This is a genomic window from Saccharopolyspora antiqui (genome assembly GCF_052246905.1).
Classification (GTDB): Bacteria; Actinomycetota; Actinomycetes; order Mycobacteriales; family Pseudonocardiaceae; genus Saccharopolyspora.
Genome location: NZ_JBQQBO010000008.1, coordinates 40313 through 61099 on the forward strand (window position 1 = coordinate 40313; position 20787 = coordinate 61099).

18 protein-coding genes and 1 pseudogene are annotated in these 20787 nt (G+C 69.3%); 13 read left to right on the forward strand and 6 right to left on the reverse strand.

The annotated features are described in order from the left end of the window. Positions 1-95: 95 nt before the first annotated feature. Together ACTWQN_RS15110 and ACTWQN_RS15115 are read left to right on the forward strand one after the other, a co-directional pair. On the forward strand, positions 96-1118 hold the full coding sequence (locus tag ACTWQN_RS15110; RefSeq protein ID WP_443204097.1) for a LacI family DNA-binding transcriptional regulator: 1023 nt from the start codon (positions 96-98) through the stop codon (positions 1116-1118). Then, positions 1103-2392 (forward strand): annotated as a pseudogene (locus ACTWQN_RS15115) (alpha-amylase family glycosyl hydrolase); the annotation flags it as partial. The gene ACTWQN_RS15110 and the pseudogene ACTWQN_RS15115, both read left to right, overlap by 16 nt. A gap of 144 nt (positions 2393-2536) precedes the next feature. On the opposite strand, the gene ACTWQN_RS15120 reads toward ACTWQN_RS15115, so the two are convergent. Then, positions 2537-3298 (reverse strand): SDR family oxidoreductase, encoded by a 762-nt coding sequence (locus tag ACTWQN_RS15120; RefSeq protein ID WP_443204098.1) that lies wholly within the window; start codon positions 3296-3298, stop codon positions 2537-2539. 108 nt (positions 3299-3406) lie between these two features. After that, positions 3407-5335 (reverse strand): asparagine synthase (glutamine-hydrolyzing), encoded by a 1929-nt coding sequence (gene asnB / locus ACTWQN_RS15125; protein ID WP_443204099.1) that lies wholly within the window; start codon positions 5333-5335, stop codon positions 3407-3409. A 268-nt stretch (positions 5336-5603) separates the two neighbouring features. Between asnB and ctaC the strand changes: the two genes are divergently transcribed. The 3 genes from ctaC to ACTWQN_RS15140 all read left to right on the forward strand — a co-directional run bounded on the left by ctaC (position 5604) and on the right by ACTWQN_RS15140 (position 7360). Next, positions 5604-6539, forward strand: coding sequence for an aa3-type cytochrome oxidase subunit II (gene ctaC / locus ACTWQN_RS15130; RefSeq protein ID WP_443204100.1), 936 nt, complete (start codon positions 5604-5606; stop codon positions 6537-6539). A gap of 42 nt (positions 6540-6581) precedes the next feature. Beyond that, entirely contained in the window at positions 6582-6977 is a 396-nt protein-coding gene (locus ACTWQN_RS15135) for a cytochrome c oxidase subunit 4 (RefSeq protein WP_443204101.1), read from the forward strand. 98 nt (positions 6978-7075) lie between these two features. Beyond that, positions 7076-7360, forward strand: a complete 285-nt coding sequence (locus ACTWQN_RS15140; protein WP_443204310.1) for an Lrp/AsnC family transcriptional regulator — start codon at positions 7076-7078, stop codon at positions 7358-7360. 106 nt (positions 7361-7466) lie between these two features. Here ACTWQN_RS15140 and trpD read toward each other — a convergent pair whose 3' ends face one another. From trpD to ACTWQN_RS15155, 3 genes are all read right to left on the reverse strand, one after another. After that, positions 7467-8525: an anthranilate phosphoribosyltransferase gene (trpD, locus tag ACTWQN_RS15145; protein ID WP_443204102.1), complete on the reverse strand. Its 1059-nt coding sequence runs from the start codon at positions 8523-8525 to the stop codon at positions 7467-7469. A gap of 166 nt (positions 8526-8691) precedes the next feature. Next, positions 8692-9099: a response regulator gene (locus ACTWQN_RS15150; protein WP_443204103.1), complete on the reverse strand. Its 408-nt coding sequence runs from the start codon at positions 9097-9099 to the stop codon at positions 8692-8694. Between the two features lie 265 nt (positions 9100-9364). Continuing rightward, positions 9365-9784, reverse strand: coding sequence for a hypothetical protein (locus tag ACTWQN_RS15155; protein WP_443204104.1), 420 nt, complete (start codon positions 9782-9784; stop codon positions 9365-9367). Between the two features lie 86 nt (positions 9785-9870). Between ACTWQN_RS15155 and ctaE the strand changes: the two genes are divergently transcribed. The 5 genes from ctaE (at position 9871) to ACTWQN_RS15180 (ending at position 14671) form a co-directional block, all read left to right on the forward strand. Continuing rightward, on the forward strand, positions 9871-10482 hold the full coding sequence (gene ctaE, locus ACTWQN_RS15160) for an aa3-type cytochrome oxidase subunit III (RefSeq protein WP_443204105.1): 612 nt from the start codon (positions 9871-9873) through the stop codon (positions 10480-10482). 67 nt (positions 10483-10549) lie between these two features. Then, the gene (qcrC, locus tag ACTWQN_RS15165) at positions 10550-11356 is read left to right on the forward strand and encodes a cytochrome bc1 complex diheme cytochrome c subunit (RefSeq protein WP_443204106.1); all 807 of its coding nucleotides are present in this window, start codon (positions 10550-10552) and stop codon (positions 11354-11356) included. Further along, entirely contained in the window at positions 11353-12480 is a 1128-nt protein-coding gene (gene qcrA / locus ACTWQN_RS15170) for a cytochrome bc1 complex Rieske iron-sulfur subunit (protein WP_443204107.1), read from the forward strand. The genes qcrC and qcrA overlap by 4 nt, the downstream gene beginning before the upstream one ends. Continuing rightward, positions 12477-14129 carry a cytochrome bc1 complex cytochrome b subunit gene (gene qcrB / locus ACTWQN_RS15175; RefSeq protein WP_443204108.1) on the forward strand — a complete coding sequence of 551 codons (1653 nt, stop codon included), beginning with the start codon at positions 12477-12479 and terminating at the stop codon, positions 14127-14129. The genes qcrA and qcrB overlap by 4 nt, the downstream gene beginning before the upstream one ends. A 116-nt stretch (positions 14130-14245) precedes the next feature. Beyond that, entirely contained in the window at positions 14246-14671 is a 426-nt protein-coding gene (locus ACTWQN_RS15180) for a PPOX class F420-dependent oxidoreductase (RefSeq protein ID WP_443204109.1), read from the forward strand. Positions 14672-14687: 16 nt separating this feature from the next. Here ACTWQN_RS15180 and ACTWQN_RS15185 read toward each other — a convergent pair whose 3' ends face one another. After that, positions 14688-16406, reverse strand: a complete 1719-nt coding sequence (locus ACTWQN_RS15185) for a DEDD exonuclease domain-containing protein (RefSeq protein WP_443204110.1) — start codon at positions 16404-16406, stop codon at positions 14688-14690. 89 nt (positions 16407-16495) lie between these two features. Here ACTWQN_RS15185 and ACTWQN_RS15190 point away from each other — a divergent pair, with 89 nt between their 5' ends. The 3 genes from ACTWQN_RS15190 (at position 16496) to ACTWQN_RS15200 (ending at position 20754) form a co-directional block, all read left to right on the forward strand. Beyond that, on the forward strand, positions 16496-17857 hold the full coding sequence (locus ACTWQN_RS15190; RefSeq protein ID WP_443204111.1) for an NYN domain-containing protein: 1362 nt from the start codon (positions 16496-16498) through the stop codon (positions 17855-17857). Positions 17858-18311: 454 nt separating this feature from the next. After that, positions 18312-19283: a C40 family peptidase gene (locus tag ACTWQN_RS15195; RefSeq protein WP_443204112.1), complete on the forward strand. Its 972-nt coding sequence runs from the start codon at positions 18312-18314 to the stop codon at positions 19281-19283. Positions 19284-19464: 181 nt separating this feature from the next. Next, a complete protein-coding gene (locus ACTWQN_RS15200) occupies positions 19465-20754 on the forward strand; it encodes a basic secretory protein-like protein (protein WP_443204113.1) in 1290 nt (429 codons plus the stop codon). The last annotated feature ends 33 nt before the right edge of the window (positions 20755-20787 follow it).

Sequence of the window (20787 nt, forward strand, 5' to 3'; positions counted from 1 at the left end):
TCGTATCGACACCATGTTCCGATAGTCGATTGCAAAATCTTTCGGTCATGTGCAGGATTGCCGCAGCAGATGGTCCCAGCGCGGAGGAGTGAGCAGTGGCGGGTCTGGCCGATATCGCCCAGGCGGCAGGGGTGAGCGTGTCCACGGTGAGCCGGGTGCTCAACCGGAAGGCGGGCATCAAGGAGGAGACCCGGCAGCGCGTGCTCGAAGTGCTCAACCAGATGCCGCACACCGCGCGCGGTGCCGGTGCGCTGCGCCGCACCGGCGTCGTCGGGCTGCTGGTGCCGGAACTGTCCAACCCGGTCTTCCCGGCCTTCGCCGAAGCGCTGGAAACCCGCGCCTCGCTGGCCGGATACGCATCGCTGCTGTGCAACACGCATGCCGCGATGACCGAGCGGGAATACGTCCGGATGCTGGTGGCTCGCGGTGTCGAGGGGATGATCTTCGTCTCGCCGGAGATCGCCAATCCGGACAACGACGAGCGCAAGAGCCGCAGCTACTACGAGAAGCTCAGCGCCGAAGGCGTGCGGATGGTGTTCGTCAACGGCGGAGCGCCGAGCCTGGACGTCCCGGACATCACCGTCGACGAGCACCTCGCGGGTTACACCGCCGCGCGACACCTGCTGGAACTCGGCCACCGCCGGATCGGGTTCGTCAGCGGCCCGGCCCGCGCGCTGCCGTCCCGGCTGAAGCGGGCCGGTTGGACGGCAGCGCTGGAAGAGGCTGGTATCGAACCGGAAACCGACCTCGTCGCGCACGCGCCGTTCGGGGCCAAGGGCGGCGCCGAGGCGATGGGTCGACTGCTGGACGGCCCGCGACCGAGCGCCGTGCTGTGCTCCTCGGACGTGATGGCGCTGGGCGCGATGCGGGAGGCCAAGCGCCGCGGGCTGGCCACCCCCGAGGACATCTCGGTGGTCGGCTTCGACGACATCCCGCTGGCCGCGTACTGCCAACCCGCGCTCACCACGCTGGCGCAGCCCATCCACGACATGGCGGCCGCGGCGGTCGACGAACTCGCCCGGCAGCTCGACCCGGACGAACCGGGGCGCGGTTCGACCAGCTTCAGCCGCATGTTCCGCCCCAGCCTGGTAATCCGCGAGTCCACCCAGGCGTTCTGAACCAGGCGCTGGCGGCCGCGCCCGGCGACGCCGCGCGGGACCGGTACGTGATCCGGGACGGCCGCGGCGCGGGCGGCGAATTACCGCCCAACGACTGGGAATCCATCTTCGGCGGTCCGGCGTGGACCAGGCTCGCGGACGGCCAGTGGTACCTGCACCTGTTCGCCCCGCAGCAGCCCGACCTCAACTGGCGCAACCAGCAGGTGCGCGCGGACTTCCGGAAGGTGCTCAAGTTCTGGCTGGACCGCGGTGTCGACGGGTTCCGCATCGACGTCGCGCACGGCATGATCAAGCACCCGGATCTGCCGGACACCGGGCTGCACAAGCAGATTTCCCTGCTCGGGCGCGGTGAACTGCCGTACTTCGACCAGGACGAGGTACACGAGATCTACCGCGACTGGCGGCAGTTGTTCGACTCCTACCAGGGCGCGCGCGTCGGGGTGGCGGAGGCGTGGGCGTCGACCAGCGAGCGGCTGGCCCGCTACGTCCGGGCCGATGAGCTGCACCAGGCGTTCAACTTCGCGCTGCTGGAGGCGCCGTGGTCGGCGGCGGATTTCCGGTCCGTGGTGGACGAATCGCTGGCCACCACCGCCCAGGTGGGCGCCACCACCACGTGGGTGCTCGGCAACCACGACGTGCAGCGGCCGGTGACCCGCTACGGCGACGGGGCGGTGGGTGCGCGTCGAGCCCGCGCGGCGGCGCTGTTCAGCTTCGCGCTGCCCGGCTCGGTTTACGTCTACCAGGGCGAGGAACTCGGGCTGCCCGAGGTCTTGGACCTGCCCGACGAGGCCCGGCAGGATCCCATCTGGGAGCGCTCCGGTCGCACCGAGCGGGGCCGGGACGGCTGCCGGGTGCCGCTGCCGTGGTCCGGCGAGCACCCGCCGTTCGGGTTCAGCTCGGCGGCCAGTTGGTTGCCGGTGCCGGGGGAGTGGGCGCAGCTGACCGTCGCCGCGCAGGACGCCCGCGACGACTCGGTGTTGCGCACCTATCGCGACGCTTTGGCTCTGCGGCGGGAGAATCCGGCGCTCGGCGACGGCGCGTTGCAGTGGTTGGACGCCCCCGACGGCGTGCTGGTCTTCCGCCGCGAGCCAGGCTTCACGTGCGCCACCAACTTCGGCGCCGCACCGGTCGAGCTGGACCTACCGGGACGCCTCCTCCACCGCAGCGACGCCACCCCGAACTGGAACGGACAACTACCAGCCGAAACCACGGTGTGGTCGACCCTCCTTCTACCAGGAGCCGCACCCACACCACCCCCACCCCAACACCACTAACTACCCGGCATTGGGCTGGAGCCGGTTTTCGCACTCACGACCAGATCGGCGGAAGTCCTGGAATCGAACCGCACGACGAGCGCGACTCCGAGTGCGCGTACCAGCCGCTCAAGGAGCGGGACGGGCGAATTCGCCATTGGATGATCACGTTTCCAGCCATTCGCGCCAGGTTGGGCCTGGTGTTGGGTTGTTCGGCAGGGTCAGTTCGCCTGCGCGGAAGGCTTTGCCGAGGGCTCCTGGGACGTGCAGCGGCAACGTGGCGCGACGGCGCCCTCGCGCTGCCAGCCAGGTGTCGGCCAGTTCCTGGAACGTCAGCACCTCGGGGCCGCAGACGTTCGCGATCTCCTTCGCCGGGCCGTCGGCGAGGCGTTCGGCCACCCGGCGGGCCACCACCGCGGTGTCGACCGGCTGGCCGAGGACCTTCGAAGGAACCGGCAGCAGGGGAAGTCGGGCAGCCGCCGTCAGTACCATGTCGATCGCCGGGTAGAACTGCGTGGCCCGGACGATCGACCACGGCACGCCACCGCGCACGTGTTCCTCGGCGGCCAGCTTCTGCTTGAAGTACTTCCACGGAACGCCGTCGATGCCCACGATCGACACGTACAGCAGGTGCTCGACCCCGGCCCGCCGGGCGGCCGCGCAGAGCCGCCGGGTGCCCGCCACATCGGTCTGCTGCGTGTACTTCCCCCGGTACGGGCTGGACGCCAGGTGCGCGATCGCGTCGACGTCACCGACCGCGTGCGCCAAGTCCTCGCCGGTGGCCAGATCCGCCCGCCGCCAGGCCGTGTCCCCCTCCGGTGCCGGGCGGCGACTCATCCGCACCACATCGTGCCCGGCCTCGCGCAGCGCCGGAACCACCTGCCGCCCCAGCATCCCGGTCGCCCCGGTGACGAGAATCCGCATCATGCCCTCCTGTCGTCGCAGACAGGACGAAACACCCGCGGCCGATGTGACAGCGCGAACCAGGACGGCCCGCTCACCGCAGTGGTGAACGGGCCGTCCGCGACGCTGGGATCAAAGTCGCACCGGGTAGTGCGGCTCGGGGACCTCGGGCGACAGGCGGCCCTCGATGAAGATGCCGTGCCAGAGCATGAACACCAGCAGCGCCCACAGGCGACGGCTGTGGTCCAGCACCCCGGAGCGGTGCTCCTCCAGCAACTGCAGCACCGCGGTGCGGTTGAGCAGGTGATCGGTCTGCGACTGCTGGACGATGTTGCGCGCCCAGTCGTGCATCTCGTCGCGCAGCCAGTGCTTGATCGGCACCGGGAACCCGAGCTTGCGCCGGTTGAGCACGTGCGCGGGCACCACCTGGGTCAGCGCCTGGCGCAGCGCGTACTTGGTGGTCTCCCGGGTGATCTTCTGCTCCAGCGGGACGGTGCTGGCGACCCGGAACACCTCCGCGTCCAGGAACGGCACCCGCAGCTCCAGGGAGTTGGCCATGGTCACCTTGTCGGCCTTCACCAGGATGTCGCCGCGCAGCCAGGTGAACAGGTCCACGTGCTGCATCCGGGTCACCGGGTCCCAGTTCGCCGAGGTGCGGTACGGACCGGCCGTGACGTCCTTGTGCGACACCCCCGGATCGAAGCTGCGCATCACATGGCGCAGCTGATCGTCGCGGAAGATGCGCGCGTTGCCGTAGTAGCGCTCCTCCAGGCTCAGCGCGCCGCGGCGCAGCAGGTCCTTGCCGCGCACGCCCTCCGGGATCGCGGTGGACACCCGGCCCATCGCCTTGCGCAGCGCCCCCGGCACCTTCTCGAACGGCGCCAGCGACAGCGGCTCGCGGTAGATCGTGTAGCCGCCGAAGAGCTCGTCGGCGCCTTCACCGGAGAGCACCACCTTGACGTGCTGGCGGGCCTCCCGGGCGATGAACCACAGCGGCACCAGCGCCGGGTCGGCCACCGGGTCGTCCAGGTACCAGACGATCAGCGGCAGGGTGTCCATCATCTCCTCGGCGGAGACGGTGCGGACCACGTGCTTGACCCCGATCGCCGCCGCCGACTCGGCGGCCACGTCCACCTCCGAGTAGCCCTGCCGCTCGAAACCGGTGGTGAAGGTGATCAAGTTCGGGTTGTGCTCCTTGGCCAGCGCCGCGATCGCCGTGGAGTCGATGCCGCCGGAGAGGAACGATCCGACGGTGACGTCCGCGCGCATGTGCTTCGCCACCGAGTCGCGCATCACGTCGACGATCTCGTTGTGCAGCCGACGCGCGTCGGCGTCGGTGTTGACCGGCCGCGAGCGGAAGTTCGGCTGGAAGTACCGCTCGGTGACCAGCTGGCCGCCGGGGGCGACGGTGAACGAGGTGCCCGACTCGATGCGGCGGACCTGGCGGTGCAGCGTCTCCGGCTCCGGCACGTACTGCAACACCAGGTAGTGCTGCAGCGCCCTGTGGTCCAGCTCCTCGGCGATCCGCAGCGTGTTGGCCAGGCTCAGCAGGCTCTTCTTCTCGCTGGCGAAGGCCACCCCGCCCGGTCCGGCGGCGTAGAACAGCGGCTTGATGCCGAACGGGTCACGAGCCCCGAACACCACGCGGCGCTCGCTGTCCCAGACCAGGAACGCGAACATGCCTCGCAGTCGCCCGACCATCGAGGTGCCCAGGTAGTGGTAGGCGGCGACGATCACCTCGGTGTCGCCGTCGGTGTTGAACCGGGCCCCGAACCGCTCGATCAGCTCGGCGCGCAGCTCCAGGTAGTTGTAGATCTCACCGTTGAAGATGATGGTGTAGCGCCGCGGCCGCTCCGGTGGGCCCCAGGTCAACGGCTGGTGGGAATGCTCAAGGTCGATGATCGACAGTCGGTTGAAGCCGAAGACGACCTCACCGCCGTGCCAGGTGTCGCTCTCGTCCGGTCCCCGGTGTCGTTGACACGGCAGCGCATTGGCCACGGCGTTAACGGCAAAGCCGGCGTTCTCTTCGGTGGGACAGATAAGTCCAAGCAGGCCGCACACGCGTCTGGTGCACCTCTTCGAGTCGGCGGTGTCGTCTTCAGCCCCCCAAGGCTGCGCCCCAGTATGCCGTCCGCTCACCCGCGCGCTGCACGCGCGTGGCTGCAATCCGCGACCGTCCGCGATCGACGCCCCCGCAGCAGTATCGCGGCTACACCTGGGCTAGGCTCTGCGCAGGATTCCGGCGGCAGATCCCCGGTGTCGTCTTCGGACGGACCACGGGTCAACCAGGCCGCAGCGGTGAGTTTTTTGCACGAGGAGGCGTCGCGCAGTGGGCCTGAAGGAGGGGACCCGAGTGCCACGGCTGGTCAAGGTCGCTGGTCTGATCGGCCTGATTGGTGTCGCGGCCACGGGGTGCACGACCGACGAGGTCCTGCGTTTCGGCTGGCCGCAGGGAGTCACCCCGCAGGCCGATGCGATGCGCAACCTGTGGACCTGGTCGGTCATCGCGGCACTCGCGGTGGGTGTGTTGGTGTGGGGACTGATCTTCTGGTCGGTCACCTTCCACCGCAAGAAGACCGAGGAGCTGCCCCGGCAGTTCCAGTACAACCTGCCGCTTGAGCTGATCTACACCGCGATCCCGTTCGTGCTGGTGGTCGTGCTGTTCTACTTCACGGCGGTCACCCAGAACTACGTGCTGGCCAAGCCGGGCAAGCCGGACCAGACCGTGAACGTGATCTCATTCCAGTGGAACTGGGAGTTCAACTACCCGGGTTACCGGACGCCGGACGGGCAGCCGGTCCGCACCGTGGGCAGCAGCAGCGAGATCCCGCTGCTGGTCCTGCCCACCGGGGAGCGGATCGAGTACCACATCAGTTCCACCGACGTCATCCACTCGTTCTTCGTGCCGGAGTTCCACTTCAAGCGGGACACCTTCCCGTACCCGGAGAAGAACGACCAGGACAACGTCTTCCAGAACACCATCGACCGCGAGGGTTCCTTCGTGGGCCGGTGCGCCGAGCTGTGCGGCACCTACCACTCGATGATGAACTTCGAGGTCAGGGCGTTGTCGCCGGACAAGTTCGACCGGTACATGCAGCTGCGGACGCAGGTCAACCCGCAGACCGGTCAGCCCTACACCGCATCCGAGGCGCTGGGCGTCATGAACTGCGGCGAGCTCTGCACGCCGCACGCGGTGACCGGCGTTCCGTTCAACACCGACCGCACCGGCGGAATCCCCTCCGGCGCAACCGGGACGACCAACTAGGGGTGCCCTCGGCAGGGCGTACGGCGTGAGAGCGAGGACTCCATGAAGGTCGAATCGAAGATCTTCAACTTCATCACCATCTTCTTCTTCCTGTCCGCGGTCGTGTACGGGGTCTGGTCCAGGGAGCCGGTGGGCACCGTGGCGCTGATCCTGGTCGGCGGGCTGTCCCTGATCATCGGCAGCTACTTCTCGTTCGTGGCTCGCCGCATCGAGGACCGGCCCGAGGACAACCCGGACGCCGAGATCAGCGACGGAGCCGGTGAGCTGGGCTTCTTCAGCCCGGGCAGCTACTGGCCGGTGGGCCTGGCGGCGTCCGCGGCCTTCACCGGTATCGCGCTGGCGTTCTTCCACGTGTGGATGATCGTGATCGCCGTCGGCATCGTGCTGATCATGGTCGCCGGGCTGGTGTTCGAGTACCACACCGGCCAGAACCACTGACAACAGACACCGCGAGCAGGCCCCGGTCCACCGGACTAGGGGCCTTGCCGCGGTTTAGGATCTTTTCCAGTGCCGTGCCGCAGCAGGAGGTTCTCGTCGTGATCACCGCGATCGTGCTGATCCAGACCGCCGCCGACCGCCTCGCCGAGGCGGCCCAGGAGATCGCCGACCTCGACGGCGTCGACGAGGTCTACTCCTGCGCTGGCGACGTCGACCTGATCGCGGTGCTGCGGGTGCCGCGCCACGAGAACCTGGCCGACATCGTGCCGGGCCGCATCAACAAGGTCGAAGGCGTCCTGGACACGGACACCCACATCGCGTTCCGGTCCTACTCCCGCCGGGACACCGAGGCCGCCTTCTCCATCGGCCTCGAAGAGGAGTAGCACCCGGAACCGTTGGAGTCGCGCGGTTTTCCCGCACGCGGTAGCGGTTCCAGCGCCTGTCCTTGAACTCGTGCCGTTTGCGGGTAGCGAAATCGCCCGCAGGTACTCAGGCGCCGAGTTGGGCGCGCAGGGCCGTGGAGCGGGTCGCCCAGCGGTCGAGGAGGTCCGCCGCTGCGCCGGAGTCGATCGCGTTCGCGGCCCGCTGCAAACCGGCGCTGAGCTGGCCGCTGAGATCGGTTCCGGGGCCGTCGTAGGCAGCGGTCGCACCGGCGGCGTTGATCAGCACAGCGTCCCGCACCGGGCCCTTGGCGCCCGCCAGGAGTTCGCGGACCACCTTCGCGTTGACCGCCGCGTCGCCGCCCTGCAGATCTTCCGGGCGGCTGAGCGCGATGCCGAACTCCTGCGGGTCGATCCGGTCTTCGCGGACCGTGCCGTCGTGCACCACCCACACCGTGCTGCTCGTGGTGGTGGTGATCTCGTCCATGCCGTCGTCGCCGCACACCAGCAGTGCGGAGCAGCCGCGGGCGGCGAACACCTCGGCCATCACCGGCGCCATCCGGCGGTCGGCGCAGCCGATCAGCCCGGCGGCTGGGCGTGCCGGGTTGGTCAGCGGGCCGAGGAGGTTGAACGCGGTCGGGATGCCGATTTCGCGCCGCGGCCCGGCGGTGTACTTGAACGCCGGGTGGAACACCGGCGCGAAGCAGAACCCGATGCCCACCTCTTCGACGCAGCGCCGCACGCCCTCGGGTGCCAGATCGATGGCGACGCCGAGTTCTTCCAGCACATCGGCCGTGCCGCACTTCGACGACGCGGCCCGGTTGCCGTGCTTGACCACCGTGATCCCGGAGGCGGCGAGCACGATCGAGGTCATGGTGGAGATGTTCACGCTGCCGGAGCGGTCGCCGCCGGTGCCGACGACGTCCACCGCGCGCTGGGTGATCTCCAGGCGACGGGAATGCGCGAGCATGGCGTCGGCCATGCCGCGGACCTCGGCGGGAGTCTCGCCCTTGGCGCGCAGGGCGACCACGAACGCCGCGATCCGCGCCGGGGTGGCCTCACCGGCCATGATCAGGTCCATCGCCCAGGAGGTGTCCGTCGCGGAGAGGTCCTCACCCGCGACCAGACTGCCCAGCAATCCCGCCCAGTTTCCCGCCGTGGTTGCCACGATCTCCGCTCCGTCGTCTAGAAAGCGCCGTCAGCCGCACGCGGTGCGGGACTCGACCAGCACCCCGGACGTCCCGGTGCGGACCGGGCAGCCGCGCGTTCAGGTATGCCCGGATCTACGGTTGCGCGACCCGCACCGCTTGCGCAAATCATCCCGCAATGCCCGTTCAGGCCGGTACTGGATTACCCCGGGAGCGCAGCACCTCGGCCACCGTCTCGGCCGCGGCCAGCGGGTCCAGCGGGTGCACCAGGACCGCGTCGGCCTGCGACCAGGTCGCCAGCCATCGGTCGTCCTTGCGGCGCACCGCGACCACCACCGGCGGGCACTGCGCAATCTCGTTCTTCAGCTGCCGCGACACGCCCATGCCGCCGGTTGGCTGCGCCTCGCCGTCGAGGATCACCAGGTCCGCGTGCCCGGCGTCGACCTCGCTGAGCACGTCGGCGACGGTGCCGACCTCGATGTAGTGCAGCCGACCCAGGTCGGGGGCGGGGCGGCGCCCGATCGCTGTGATGATCGCCTCCCGAACCTCGGGGCGATGGCTGAACACGAGAACGTTCGTGGTCGGTGTGCTCATCACTGGCTCCTCAGTGCGCTGCGGGACACCCGCACCCGGTCGGCTTTCACGAGCAACGCGCGGAGATCGCCACTCATGACACCTCCTGGGTGGTCGGCGCCGGATGGGGCGGTGGGACCGCCGAACAACCTCGCATGCTATCGGCCCGACCGGGCGGAACCGCAGCCGCCCACGTGAATTGATCAATTCGAGCGCCCCGGCGTGGCCAATCGCGGCGCACCCGATGTCGCCGATCCCACCGCCGGACGCGGTCGAGAACCGGCGCTCAGGTGGGTTGCAGCGCGTCCCAGCCGAAGACCTGGCCGTCGTGCCGCTGGGCGAGCCCGGCCATCCGGGAGCCCTCCTGTGAGCAACGCAACGCGTCGAGCCGCTGGACACGCAGGGCTACCAGGGCGCTCAGACCCGCCCCGGCGTGCTCAGCGCCCCGCCCACCTGGGCGGAGTCGCCAGCCGTCGGCGGCCAGGATCTCGCGGGCGGGCTCGATCGAGCGCTCCGGCAGCGCCAGGTGGTGGCGCAGCACCGCAGGTAGTTCGGGTTGCCAGTGCTCAGCGCGGGCCAGCGCGGCGGAGGCCGCCTCGGTTTCGTCGTAGGCCGTCACGACGACCCGCAGCCCGGCATCATCGACGCTGATCACAGGCCTGTTGCGGGCTCGGCGGGCGGACCAGCGCGCCCGGATGCCTCTCACGTTGTGTCACCTCCAGGTCGCGATCCGATCACCCCTGCGGCAGACGTCCGGACCCGAAGGCGCGAGCGGAAAACGTGCAAGACATAATGCGTCGCGTGACAACGGCAGCGCCCTCAATCAGTCAACGCGTGCATTCGCTGAACCGGCCGAACATGGTCAGCGTGGGCACCATCGTTTGGTTGGCCAGCGAGCTGATGTTCTTCGCTGGGCTCTTCGCCATGTTCTTCACGGTGAAGGCGCAGAACGAGGGCGAGTGGCCTCCACCGCCCACTCACTTGAACCTCCCGTACGCTCTCCCGTTCACGATCATCCTGGTGGCTTCCTCGTTCACCTGTCAGTGGGGCGTGTTCGCGGCGGAGCGCGGTGACGTCTTCGGCCTCCGACGGTGGTACGTCGTCACGCTGATCATGGGCGCGATCTTCGTGCTCGGGCAGGCCGGTGAGTACTTCCAGTTGATCACCGAGCACGCGACCACGATCGCGTCGTCGGCCTACGGAACCGTCTTCTACATGACGACCGGCTTCCACGGGCTGCACGTCATCGGCGGCCTGATCGCGTTCGTCTTCCTGATCATCCGGACGAAGCTCAGCAAGTTCACGCCAGCCCAGGCCATCGCAGCCATCGTGGTGTCGTACTACTGGCACTTCGTGGACATCGTGTGGATCGGCCTGTTCGCCGTGATCTACCTCGTCCCGTGATCGGCTCTTCTTCGAACGAGGTTGAAAACCGAACTCCCCGAACCGGACAGCAAGGGTTGCCGCACTCATGACCACCACTAAGAAACGGAACCGCGCGGGCTCGAAGCTCAAGCGGCGGATCTCCGGTGTACTGGCGTTGGGCATCGCGCTGGTGGGTGCCGGTGGGCTGTACACCGTCGTGACTCCCGAGCCGCAGACCGCGCACGCCGCTGCGGACCCGGCTCTGGTCAGGCAGGGCGAGCAGCTCTACAACAACGCCTGCATCACCTGCCACGGCGCGAACCTGCAGGGCGTCCAGGACCGCGGGCCCAGTCTGGTCGGCGTCGGTGAGGCCGCCGTGAACTTCCAGGTCTCCACCGGCCGGATGCCGATGGTCCGGCAGGAAGCGCAGGCGGTGCGCAAGCCGCCGAAGTTCAACCCGGAAGAGATCGACGCGCTGGCCGCTTTCGTGCAGACCTACGGCGGTGGCCCGGAGAGCCCGGCGCAGACCGGTGCGGCGCTGCAGGGGTCTGACCCGGCTCGCGGTGGCGAGCTGTTCCGGCTCAACTGCGCGTCCTGCCACAACTTCACCGGACGCGGCATCGCGATGTCCTCCGGCAAGTTCGCGCCGAACTTGAACGAGGCCAATGAGCAGGAGATTTACGAGGCGATGCTCACCGGCCCGCAGAACATGCCGAAGTTCTCGGACCGGCAGCTCACCCCGGAAGAGAAGAAAGACATCATCGCCTACGTCAAGTCCGTGACGAACGGGAACAACAACCCCGGCGGCAACGACCTCGGCGGCTACGGGCCGGGACCGGAGACGGTGATCGCCTGGGTCGTCGGACTCGGCGCACTGATCGGCCTCACCCTGTGGATCGGAGCCAGGGCATGAGTGAGCAGCAGAAGAAGGAATACACCGAGGCCGAACTGGCCGAGATGAGCCGGGACGAGAAGGTCCGGCTGGGGTTGGCCCTCGACGACGTAGAACTCATCGAGTACCGGGACAACTGGCCGGTCAAGGACACCCGCGCCGAGCGGCGCGCGGAGCGGTCGGTCGCCGCCTGGTTCACGCTGGCCGGGCTGTCCGCGCTGGCGTTCATCGGGGTGTTCATTTTCTGGCCGTGGAGCTACCAGCCGTCCACCGAGCCGCGCGAGCACTTCATCTACTCGCTGTACAACCCGCTGATCGGATTCTTCTTCGGCCTGGCGATCCTGGCCGTCGGCATCGGCGTGGTGCAGTACCAGAAGAAGTTCATCCCGCACGAGGTCGCGGTCCAGCAGCGGCACGACGGGCACGGCTCCAGCGAGATCGACCGGCAGACCACCGCCGCGCTGCTCGCCGACGCGGGCACCCGCAGCGGCATCGCCCGCCGGTCGATGATCAAGCGCACCGCCGGGTTCGGGGTCGGTGCCTTCGGCATCGGCGCCGGTGTGTTCGCCCTCGGCGGCATGATCCGCAACCCGTGGTCGGAGAAGGGGCAGCCGTCCCTGCTGCACACCGGGTGGCTGTCGGAGAACGGCGAGAAGACCTACCTGCGCCGCGACACCGGCAACCCGCACGACGTCTCGCTGCTGCGCCCGGAGGACATCGACGCGGGCGGTTTCGAGACCGTCTTCCCGTTCCGCGAGTCTATGCGGCAGAGCGAGGAGGAGCTGATCTCCTCGATGCGCAAGGGCGACGCGCCGGTCATGCTGATCCGGCTGCGCCCCGGCAGCAAGCCCATCAAGCGCAAGGGGCAGGAGAACTTCAACTACGGCGACTTCTACGCCTACTCGAAGATCTGCACCCACCTGGGCTGCCCGACATCGCTGTTCGAGCAGCAGACCGGTCGGCTGCTCTGCCCGTGCCACCAGTCTCAGTTCGACGTGGTCAACACCTTTGCCAAGCCGGTGTTCGGCCCGGCCACGCGTGCCCTGCCCCAGCTGCCGATCACGGTGGACGAGGACGGCTACTTCGTGGCGAAAGGCGACTTCATCGAGCCCGTCGGTCCGGCGTACTGGGAGCGTAAGTCATGAGTTCGATCACCACGCCAACGAAGGGGGACAGCGCCGTGTACCGCAAGGTCGCGAATGCGGCCGACGAGCTCGACTCGCGATACCGGCTGGCCCCCGGCTTGCGGCGGCAGCTGAACAAGGTCTTCCCGACGCACTGGTCGTTCCTGCTCGGCGAGATCGCGCTCTACACGTTCATCCTGCTGCTGGTCACCGGCACCTACCTGGCGTTCTTCTTCGACCCCTCGATGCAGGAGGTCGAATACCAGGGGGTGTTCACCAACCTGCGCGGCGTCGAGATGTCGCGGGCGTTCGAAAGCGCGCTGAACATCTCCTTCGAGGTCCGCGGCGGTCTGTTCGCCCGCCAGCTGCACCACTGGGCGGCGCTGCTGTTCATGGCGTCGATGGTGGTGCACATGTTCCGGATCTTCTTCACCGGCGCGTTCCGGCGCCCGCGTGAGACGAACTGGATGATCGGCATCGGCCTGTTCGTGCTGGGCATGTTCGAGGGCTTCACCGGCTACTCGCTGCCCGACGACCTGCTCTCCGGCACCGGTGTCCGGATCGCCTCCGGCATCGTGATGTCCATCCCGGTGGTCGGTAACTGGATCCACTGGATCCTGTTCGGTTCGGAGTTCCCCGGCACCGACCTGATCCCGCGGTTCTACCTGTTCCACGTGTTCCTGCTGCCCGGCCTGATCCTCGGCCTGGTGGCCGTCCACCTGGCACTGGTCTGGTACCAGAAGCACACCCAGTTCCCGGGCGTGCGCCGGACCGAGCGCAATGTGGTCGGCGTCCGGATCATGCCGGTGTTCGCGGTCAAGGCAGGCGGCTTCTTCGCGATGGTGGTCGGGGTCTGCGCGATCCTGGCCGGGGTCTTCCAGATCAACCCGATCTGGAACCTCGGACCGTACGTGGCGTCGCAGATCTCCGCGGCATCGCAGCCGGACTGGTACATGATCTGGACCGACGGCTCCAGCCGGTTGTGGCCCGCCTGGGAGATCTACCTCGGGCCGTTCACCATCCCGGCGGTGTTCTTCCCGACGGTGCTGTTCATGGGCGCGATCTTCACCACGGCGGCGCTGTACCCGCTGATCGAGCGGAAGCTGAGCAAGGACAACGCGCACCACAACCTGCTGCAGCGGCCGCGCGACGTGCCGGTGCGGACGTCGCTGGGCGCGATGGCGCTGGCGTTCTTCGCGGTGCTGATGATCTCGGGCACCAACGACATCATCGCGTACGAGTTCAACATCTCGCTGAACGCGATGACCTGGGCGGGCCGGATCGGCCTGCTGGTGCTGCCGCCGATCGCCTACTACCTCACCTACCGGATCTGCCTGGGCTTGCAGCGCAGCGACCGGGAGGTGCTGGAGCACGGTGTGGAGACCGGCATCATCAAGCGGTTGCCGCACGGCGAGTTCATCGAGGTCCACCAACCGTTGGGTCCGGTGGACGAGCACGGCCACCCGGTGCCGCTGCCCTACCAGGGCGCTCCGGTGCCGAAGAAGATGAACAAGCTCGGCGCGGCCGGTCACCCGGTGCCCGGCAGCCTGCTGAAGCCGGACCCGGCCGAGGAGACCCACGCGCTGGAGCGCGCTCGGCAGGACGACGAGATCCGCGAGCTCACCGAGCGCGAGCTGACCGCGGGCAAGCCCCAGCAGCCCACCGAGTGAGCAGCTGATCGAGGCCCGGTACCCCGAAGGGTGCCGGGCCTCGTTGCTGGCCGGGCTTCGTTGCTGCTCGTGCAGCGGGATCGCGCGGTCGGTGCGGCGCAACTACGGTTGCGGGCGTGACGTCGATCAATGATCCGGAAATCCGCGCCTTCCTCGAAGCTGGTACCCGCACGGGCCTGCTCGGCTTCATCGCGAGCGACGGGCGGCCGCTGGTGGCCCCGGTGTGGTTCGTGCTGGACGGCGGCGAGATCGTGTTCAACACCGGCAAGAACACCGCGAAGGGCCGCGCAATCCTCCGCGATCCGCGCGTCGTGCTGTGCGCGGACCTCCCCGAACCGCCGTACGGATTCGTCCAGGTCCAAGGCATCGCGGAAACCTCCGAGGACCCCGCCGAGTTGCTGCGGACCGCTACCGAGATCGGCGGCCGCTACATGGGACGGGACCGAGCGGAGGAGTTCGGTCGTCGCAACGGGGTGCCGGGGGAGCTGGTCGTCCGCATCCGGCCGACCAAGGTGATCGCCGCCTTCGACATGGCCGCGTAGCCGTGGCGTTGCCGAGTCAGTCGATCGCGGCGTACGGGGTGCGGCCGGTGGTGGCCTTCTCCAGCCAGGTCCGCCAGGAACCGGCGGAACCCGCTGGCTCGGTCCACGGGGTGTCGCAGCGGACGAGGCGGGTACCACCGGTGATCAGCCAGCGGTAGACGACCCGCGCTTCGTCGGCGGTGGTGCCGTGCAGCGGCCCCGCACCAGGTATGACGGTCTCGGCCGAGGCGAGCAACAGGTCCACGATCGGCATCGGCGGGATCCCGCGCCGGGCGGTGCCCGCGGCAGCGAGGCGGCCGTGCCGGATCACCGACAGGTGCCAGCCGCCGCGCCCGTCCGGCCGGGCCGCGACGAGTTCCGGCACACCGGTGAGGGCGGCCAGCCGCTGCCCGCGGTCCAGCGAGCGCACCAGCGCCGCGAGCTGGTCCCGGTGCACCGCGGCGTCCTCGAAGCGCTGCGCGGTCGACAGCCGGTCGAGTTCACCCCGCAGGCGCTCCAGCAGATCGCCGCTGTGGCCGCGCACGACGTCCCGGATGGAGATGACCGCCGGTTCGTACTCCGCGGCGCTCTGACGGCCCGCACAGGGCGCGCCACAGCGGCCCAGCTCGTGCAGGGCACAGGGGCGACCGCCGGGTTCGCGCGCCGAGATGCGTTCGGTGCACCGCCGGACGGTCGTGACCGACTGGAGCGCCTCGACGGCGTCGGCGGCGGCGTGCCGGGAGCCGAAGGGCCCGAGCGCGTCGGGTTTCGGGATTCGCACGATCGACAGGCGGGGGAACGGCTCGTCGGTGAGCACCACCCACCAGGCGCGTTGCGGGAACTTCGAGCGCCGGTTGTAGCGCGGCTGGTGCGCGGACAGCAGCCGCAGCTCCCGGACTTCGGCCTCCATCGGGTGCGCGCATTCGACGTGGTCCACCCGCTCGGAGATCGCCACCATCTCCTTGATCCGGCTGCGCCGCTCACCGGCGGTGAAGTACTGCCGGACCCGCCGCCGCAGGTCGGTAGCGGTGCCGACGTAGAGCACCTCGTCGTTCGGGCCGCGGAAGAGGTAGACGCCCGGCGAGTTCGGCAGCGCGTCGGCGAGGCCCCGCTTGCGGCGCTGCTGCGGCGTGACGTCCGGCAAGTGGCCGAGCAGGTCCTCCAGCGTCCGCACCCCGAGCGGGCCGACCCGCTCCAGCAGCGAATGCAGCACGTCCACCGTGGCGCGGGCATCGTCGAGCGCGCGGTGCACCGGGACCGTGCGGGCGTGCAGCACGCGGGCCAGCGTGGCGAGCTTGCAGTTGGGCGTCTCGTCCTTGGTCAGCACCCGGCGGGCCAACCGGACGGTGTCGACGACCTGCGGCTTCGGCCACCGGAGCCCGAGGCGCTCGCAGTTGGCGCGCAGGAATCCGATGTCGAACGGGGCGTTGTGCGCCACCAGCACGCTGCCCCGGCAGAACTCCAGGAACGCGGGCAGCACCGCGGCGAAGCGCGGTGCGTCGACGACCATCGCCTCGGTGATGCCGGTGATCGACACGACCGCTGGCGGAATGCCGCGTTCCGGGTTGACCAGGGTGGCGAACTCGCCGAGCACTTCGCCACCGCGGACCTTGACCGCACCGATCTCGGTCACCGCGTCCTCGCTGCGGTCGCCACCGGTGGTCTCCAGGTCGACTACCACGAACGTCACCGCGTGCAGCGGGACTTCCTCGGTGGTGGTGATCTCGTCGAAGGACAGCTGGGGGTGCGCGGACATCGACGATCACGTTACGTCCGGCTACCGACAGCCCGGCGGATGCGGGATCCGGGCACCTCGGCCATTAGCCTGGGGGGGTGGTGCCACCGATGCCGGGGTCAGCCGACCGCCCCATCCCCGATGAGTCTGCTGTGGACAGTGCGCAGCAGAACGGTGGTGGCTCGCCGATCGACTGGGAGGCGCTGCCGGGGCCGCTGCGGCTGCGACTGGCGGAACTCGCCGCTGACGCACTGGATGCGATGCGCCCGTCGGACGTGCCCGCGCAGCTGCGCCCGGTGTGCCGCTTCGCTCCCGCCAAACGGGCGAAGCTGGGCCAACCGGCGCTGATCGCCGCGCTCCGCGACTCCGGGGTGTTCCGCACCGCCGTCGTGGACTGGTGCCACCACCACCGCCCGGCGGCGCTCGCCCTGGACGACGGCGACCCGATGGTGGTCGCCGCGGCCGCGGTGCTGCTCGGCTCGCCGATCGCGCCGCACTACGTGGAGCTCATCGGCTTCCGCGCCGAGCAGGGACAGCTGCGCACCGAGCGGGATTCCGCGACGGCCCGTGCCGAGCGGCTGACTGCCGAGATCGCGCGGCTGCGCCGCGAGCTCGGCGAAGCGCGGCAGGCAGCCGACCGGGTCGGCGACGAGAACAGCGCGGAGGCGGATCGCCTGCGCAAGCGGCTGCGCGAGCAGGGCGCCCGGCTCAAGGAGGCCAAGGACGCCGCCAAGCACGCGCGCGGCGAGCTGGAGCAGGGGCGGGCGGAGCGCACGAAGGCGATCGAGGAGATCGCCGCGGAGCGGGATCGGGAGCGGGCGCGAGCGGTGGAGGAGCGGCGGCGCGCGGACCGCGCGAGCGCCGAGGTGGAGGTGGCGCGGCAGTCCGCGCGGGAGGCCCGGCAGGGCGACGAGGTGCGGCTCGCGCTGCTGTTGGAGACGTTGGAGGGCGCTGTGGGCGGGCTGCGGCGCGAGTTCGGGGCGAGCAGCGGCAGCGGGCCGCGGCCCGCGGACGTCGTGCAGCGGGTGCGGGCGCATTCCGGTTCGACCGGCGAGGTTCCCGACGTTGCCGCGTTGGACCGGTTGTTGGCGCTGCCCGCCGTGCACCTGATCGTCGACGGCTACAACGTGACCAAGACCGGCTATCCGGAGCTGCCGCTGTCCGATCAGCGGGATCGGCTGGCCCACCAGTTGGCCGCGTTGGCGGCGCGCACCGGCGCGGAGGTCACCGTGGTCTTCGACGGCGCTGATGTGCTGGCGGTGCCCACGGCCGGGCCGCGCGGGGTGCGGGTGCTGTTCAGCGAGCCCGGTGTGCAGGCCGACGACGTGATCCGGGATCTGGTCTCCGCCGAGCCGAAGGGGCGGCAGGTGGTGGTGGCGACCTCGGATCGCGCGGTGGCCACCTCGGTCCGTCGGCGCGGCGCGTATGCGGTTTCGTCCGCGATGTTGTTGGCGCGGCTGAACCGCGTCTAGCAGCTTGCCGACGCAACCGACCGCCTGCCGATCCGCGGTGCGTGGCCGATCTCATAATTGATCAACGCGACGGCGTGGATCTCTCGATCGAGTGAGTCTGATTCTCACAATTCCAGGTAGGAGAGTTGGATGATCCGTCACAGTGAGCGCACGACTCTCCTCCGTTAGAGGTCTTGTGCAGTAATGCACAAATTTTTCGACCCGCTTCTGGACCTTCCGGCTCACCTTTCGTAACCTACTCGGGACCTCGTGGCGATCAGTTGCCCAGACCGGGTGGCCCGCGAGGCACCGCTGCACTGGCTTGTCGGGGAGTCGGGCCGGTCCGGATACGGGGGCATTCGGTCGGTGAGCGGGTGGAGAAGCAGAAGGAGCAGTGCGCGACGTGGCGTCGCACCGACTTAAGCGATCTCTGCGAGGAGCCCTGGCCGCAACCGCGGTCGCTGCCGTCGTCGGCATGACTTCCGGCCCAGCGCTTGCAGACCCACAACTCCCCGACAACGCCTCGGACGCGGCGAAGCAGGTGCGGGATCTCCAGCACCAAGCCGAGCAGCTCGTCGAGGACAAGAAGAAGGCCGAAGACGACCACGACGCCAAGAAGGCCGAGCTCGACCGGGCCAACCAGGAGGCAGTGCAGGCCGAAGGCGTCGCCAACCAGGCCAGAGCCGAGGAAGAGCGGTTCCGCGGCCAGGTCGACCGGCTCACCCACGCCTCCTACCAGGGCGCCCGGCTGAACAAGCTGTCGGCCCTGCTGGTGAGCGAAACCCCGGATGACTTCCTGGACCGCGCGTCCGCGCTGGACGTGCTGGCCAAGGACAACAACGACGCGGTCAAGGCGCTGGCCTCGGCCACCGAGCAGGCCGAGACCGCCGAACGCACCGCGCAGGACGCCCGCAACCGGGCCGTCCAGGCAGAGGCGGACGCCGCCCGCATCGCCGAGGACTTGAAGCAGAAGACCGAAGCGATGCAGGACCAGATCGACAAGGTCCAGGAGCGCTACGCCGAACTCAGCGGCGAGGACCAGGACTCGCTGCTCACCGACGGCGAAACCGGCGTTGGCTCGATCGCCGGTGCCGGAGCGGCGGTCGCGGCGGTCAACGCCGCGCTGGGCGCGCAGGGCTCGCCGTACGTGTGGGGTGCCAAGGGGCCCAGCAGCTTCGACTGCTCCGGTCTGATGTATTGGGCCTACAAGAAGGCCGGTGTGACCATCGGCGGCTCGACCAAGACGCAGGTCACCGAGGGCCACAGCGTGTCGGCCAGCCAGCTCAAACCGGGCGACCTGATCTTCTACTACAGCCCGGTCAGCCACGTCGCCATGTACATCGGCAACGGCAAGGCGGTGCACGCGCCGACCACCGGTGACGTCGTCAAGGTGACCGACTACAAGAAGATCGGCAGCGTGACGGCGATCCGCCGCGTCGCGGGCTGAGCGACTTCCGCTCTCGGGGTCGGTGCCATCGGGTGTCGGCCCCGAGAGCGTCTTTGGTCGTCGGGCGCGAAACCGCCTTTCACCACGCGAAGTGGCCGTCCACCCGAACCGGGTGGCATGCCGCGGTTACCGGGTGAGGGCGGTTGGGTCCGGTCATGTGATCCGGCTTACGATGCGCCCTGTGCCTGGCTCGGGGAAGTTTCGGGGGTGGTTGGCCGCCGGTGCTGCCGGTGCCGTGCTGGCCGGGGTGACCGCGATTTCGCTGCCAGCATCGGAATCGCCGCCCGGATCGGTGCACATCACCGGGCAGACCGGGCTGGCCTTCTCAGCGCAGCCGCCCGAAGTCGCGGTGCGCAACCTGCTGGAACAGCGGGCCGCGGCGGTGCGGGCCGGGGACGAAGCGGCGTTCGTGGCCACAGTGGACCCCAAGGCGCCGCACGACTTCCAACAGCGGCAGCACGAGCTGTTCCGCAACCTCGCGACGATCCCGGTCACCGAGTGGTCCTACGAACTCGACGCCACGACCGGGAGTCGACCGCCGATGCCCGAGGCCGACGAGACCTGGGCGCCGCCGGTCGAGCTGCGCTACGCGCTGGCCGGGGTGGACAGCGTGCCGACCCAACGCCCGCTCGGGTACGTGTTCGCCCGCCGCGGCGGTTCCTGGTACCTCACCGACGACGAGACCGCCGAACGCACGACCTGGCGCGGACCGTGGAATTTCGGGCCCTGCCAGGTGGAGCGCACCGCCAACGGTTTGATCATCGGCCATCAGCGGGAATCGGTCGAGCGCGTCTCCCGGCAGCTGGATGCCGCGGTGGCCGACGTGACGGAGGTGTGGGGCCCAGGCTGGTCGCAGCAGGTCGGTGTGCTGCTCCCGGAGTCCCAGGAGGAGCTGCGGTCGCTGGTGGGGCCGCAGTTCGCGGTGGACGGCATCGCGGCGGTCGCGGTGGCCGATCGGGTGAACACCGCGACACGTCGGGTGGAAGGTCCCCGCGTGGTGCTCAACCCGAAGACCGCGAACCAGCTCTCCGACATCGCGCTGCGCGTGGTGCTGCGGCACGAGATCACGCACATCGCGGCGCGCGCGGACACAGTGGACGGTGCGCCGATGTGGATGCTGGAAGGCTTCGCCGACTACGTCGGCTACCGCAACAGCGGCGTGGCGCCGAAGGACATCGCACCGGACCTGGTCCGCCACGTCCGGGAAGCCGGTCCGCCCGCGAAACTGCCCGAAGACGGCGAGTTCCACCAAGCGGGCCGCCGCCTGGACCTCGCCTACCAGCAATCCTGGTCAGTGATCCACTACCTCGCCGAACGCCTCGGCGAGCCTCGCGTGGTGGAGCTCTACCGCCGCGTCGCGGCGACCAACGACCAAACCGCCGCGGACCGCGCCGTCCGCGAGGTAACCGGCCAAACCACCCAACAACTGATCGCCGCCTGGGGAACCCAACTACCCCGCACCCTCACCTGAACCACGATCAGGTCGAGGTGAAGGGCACCTTTC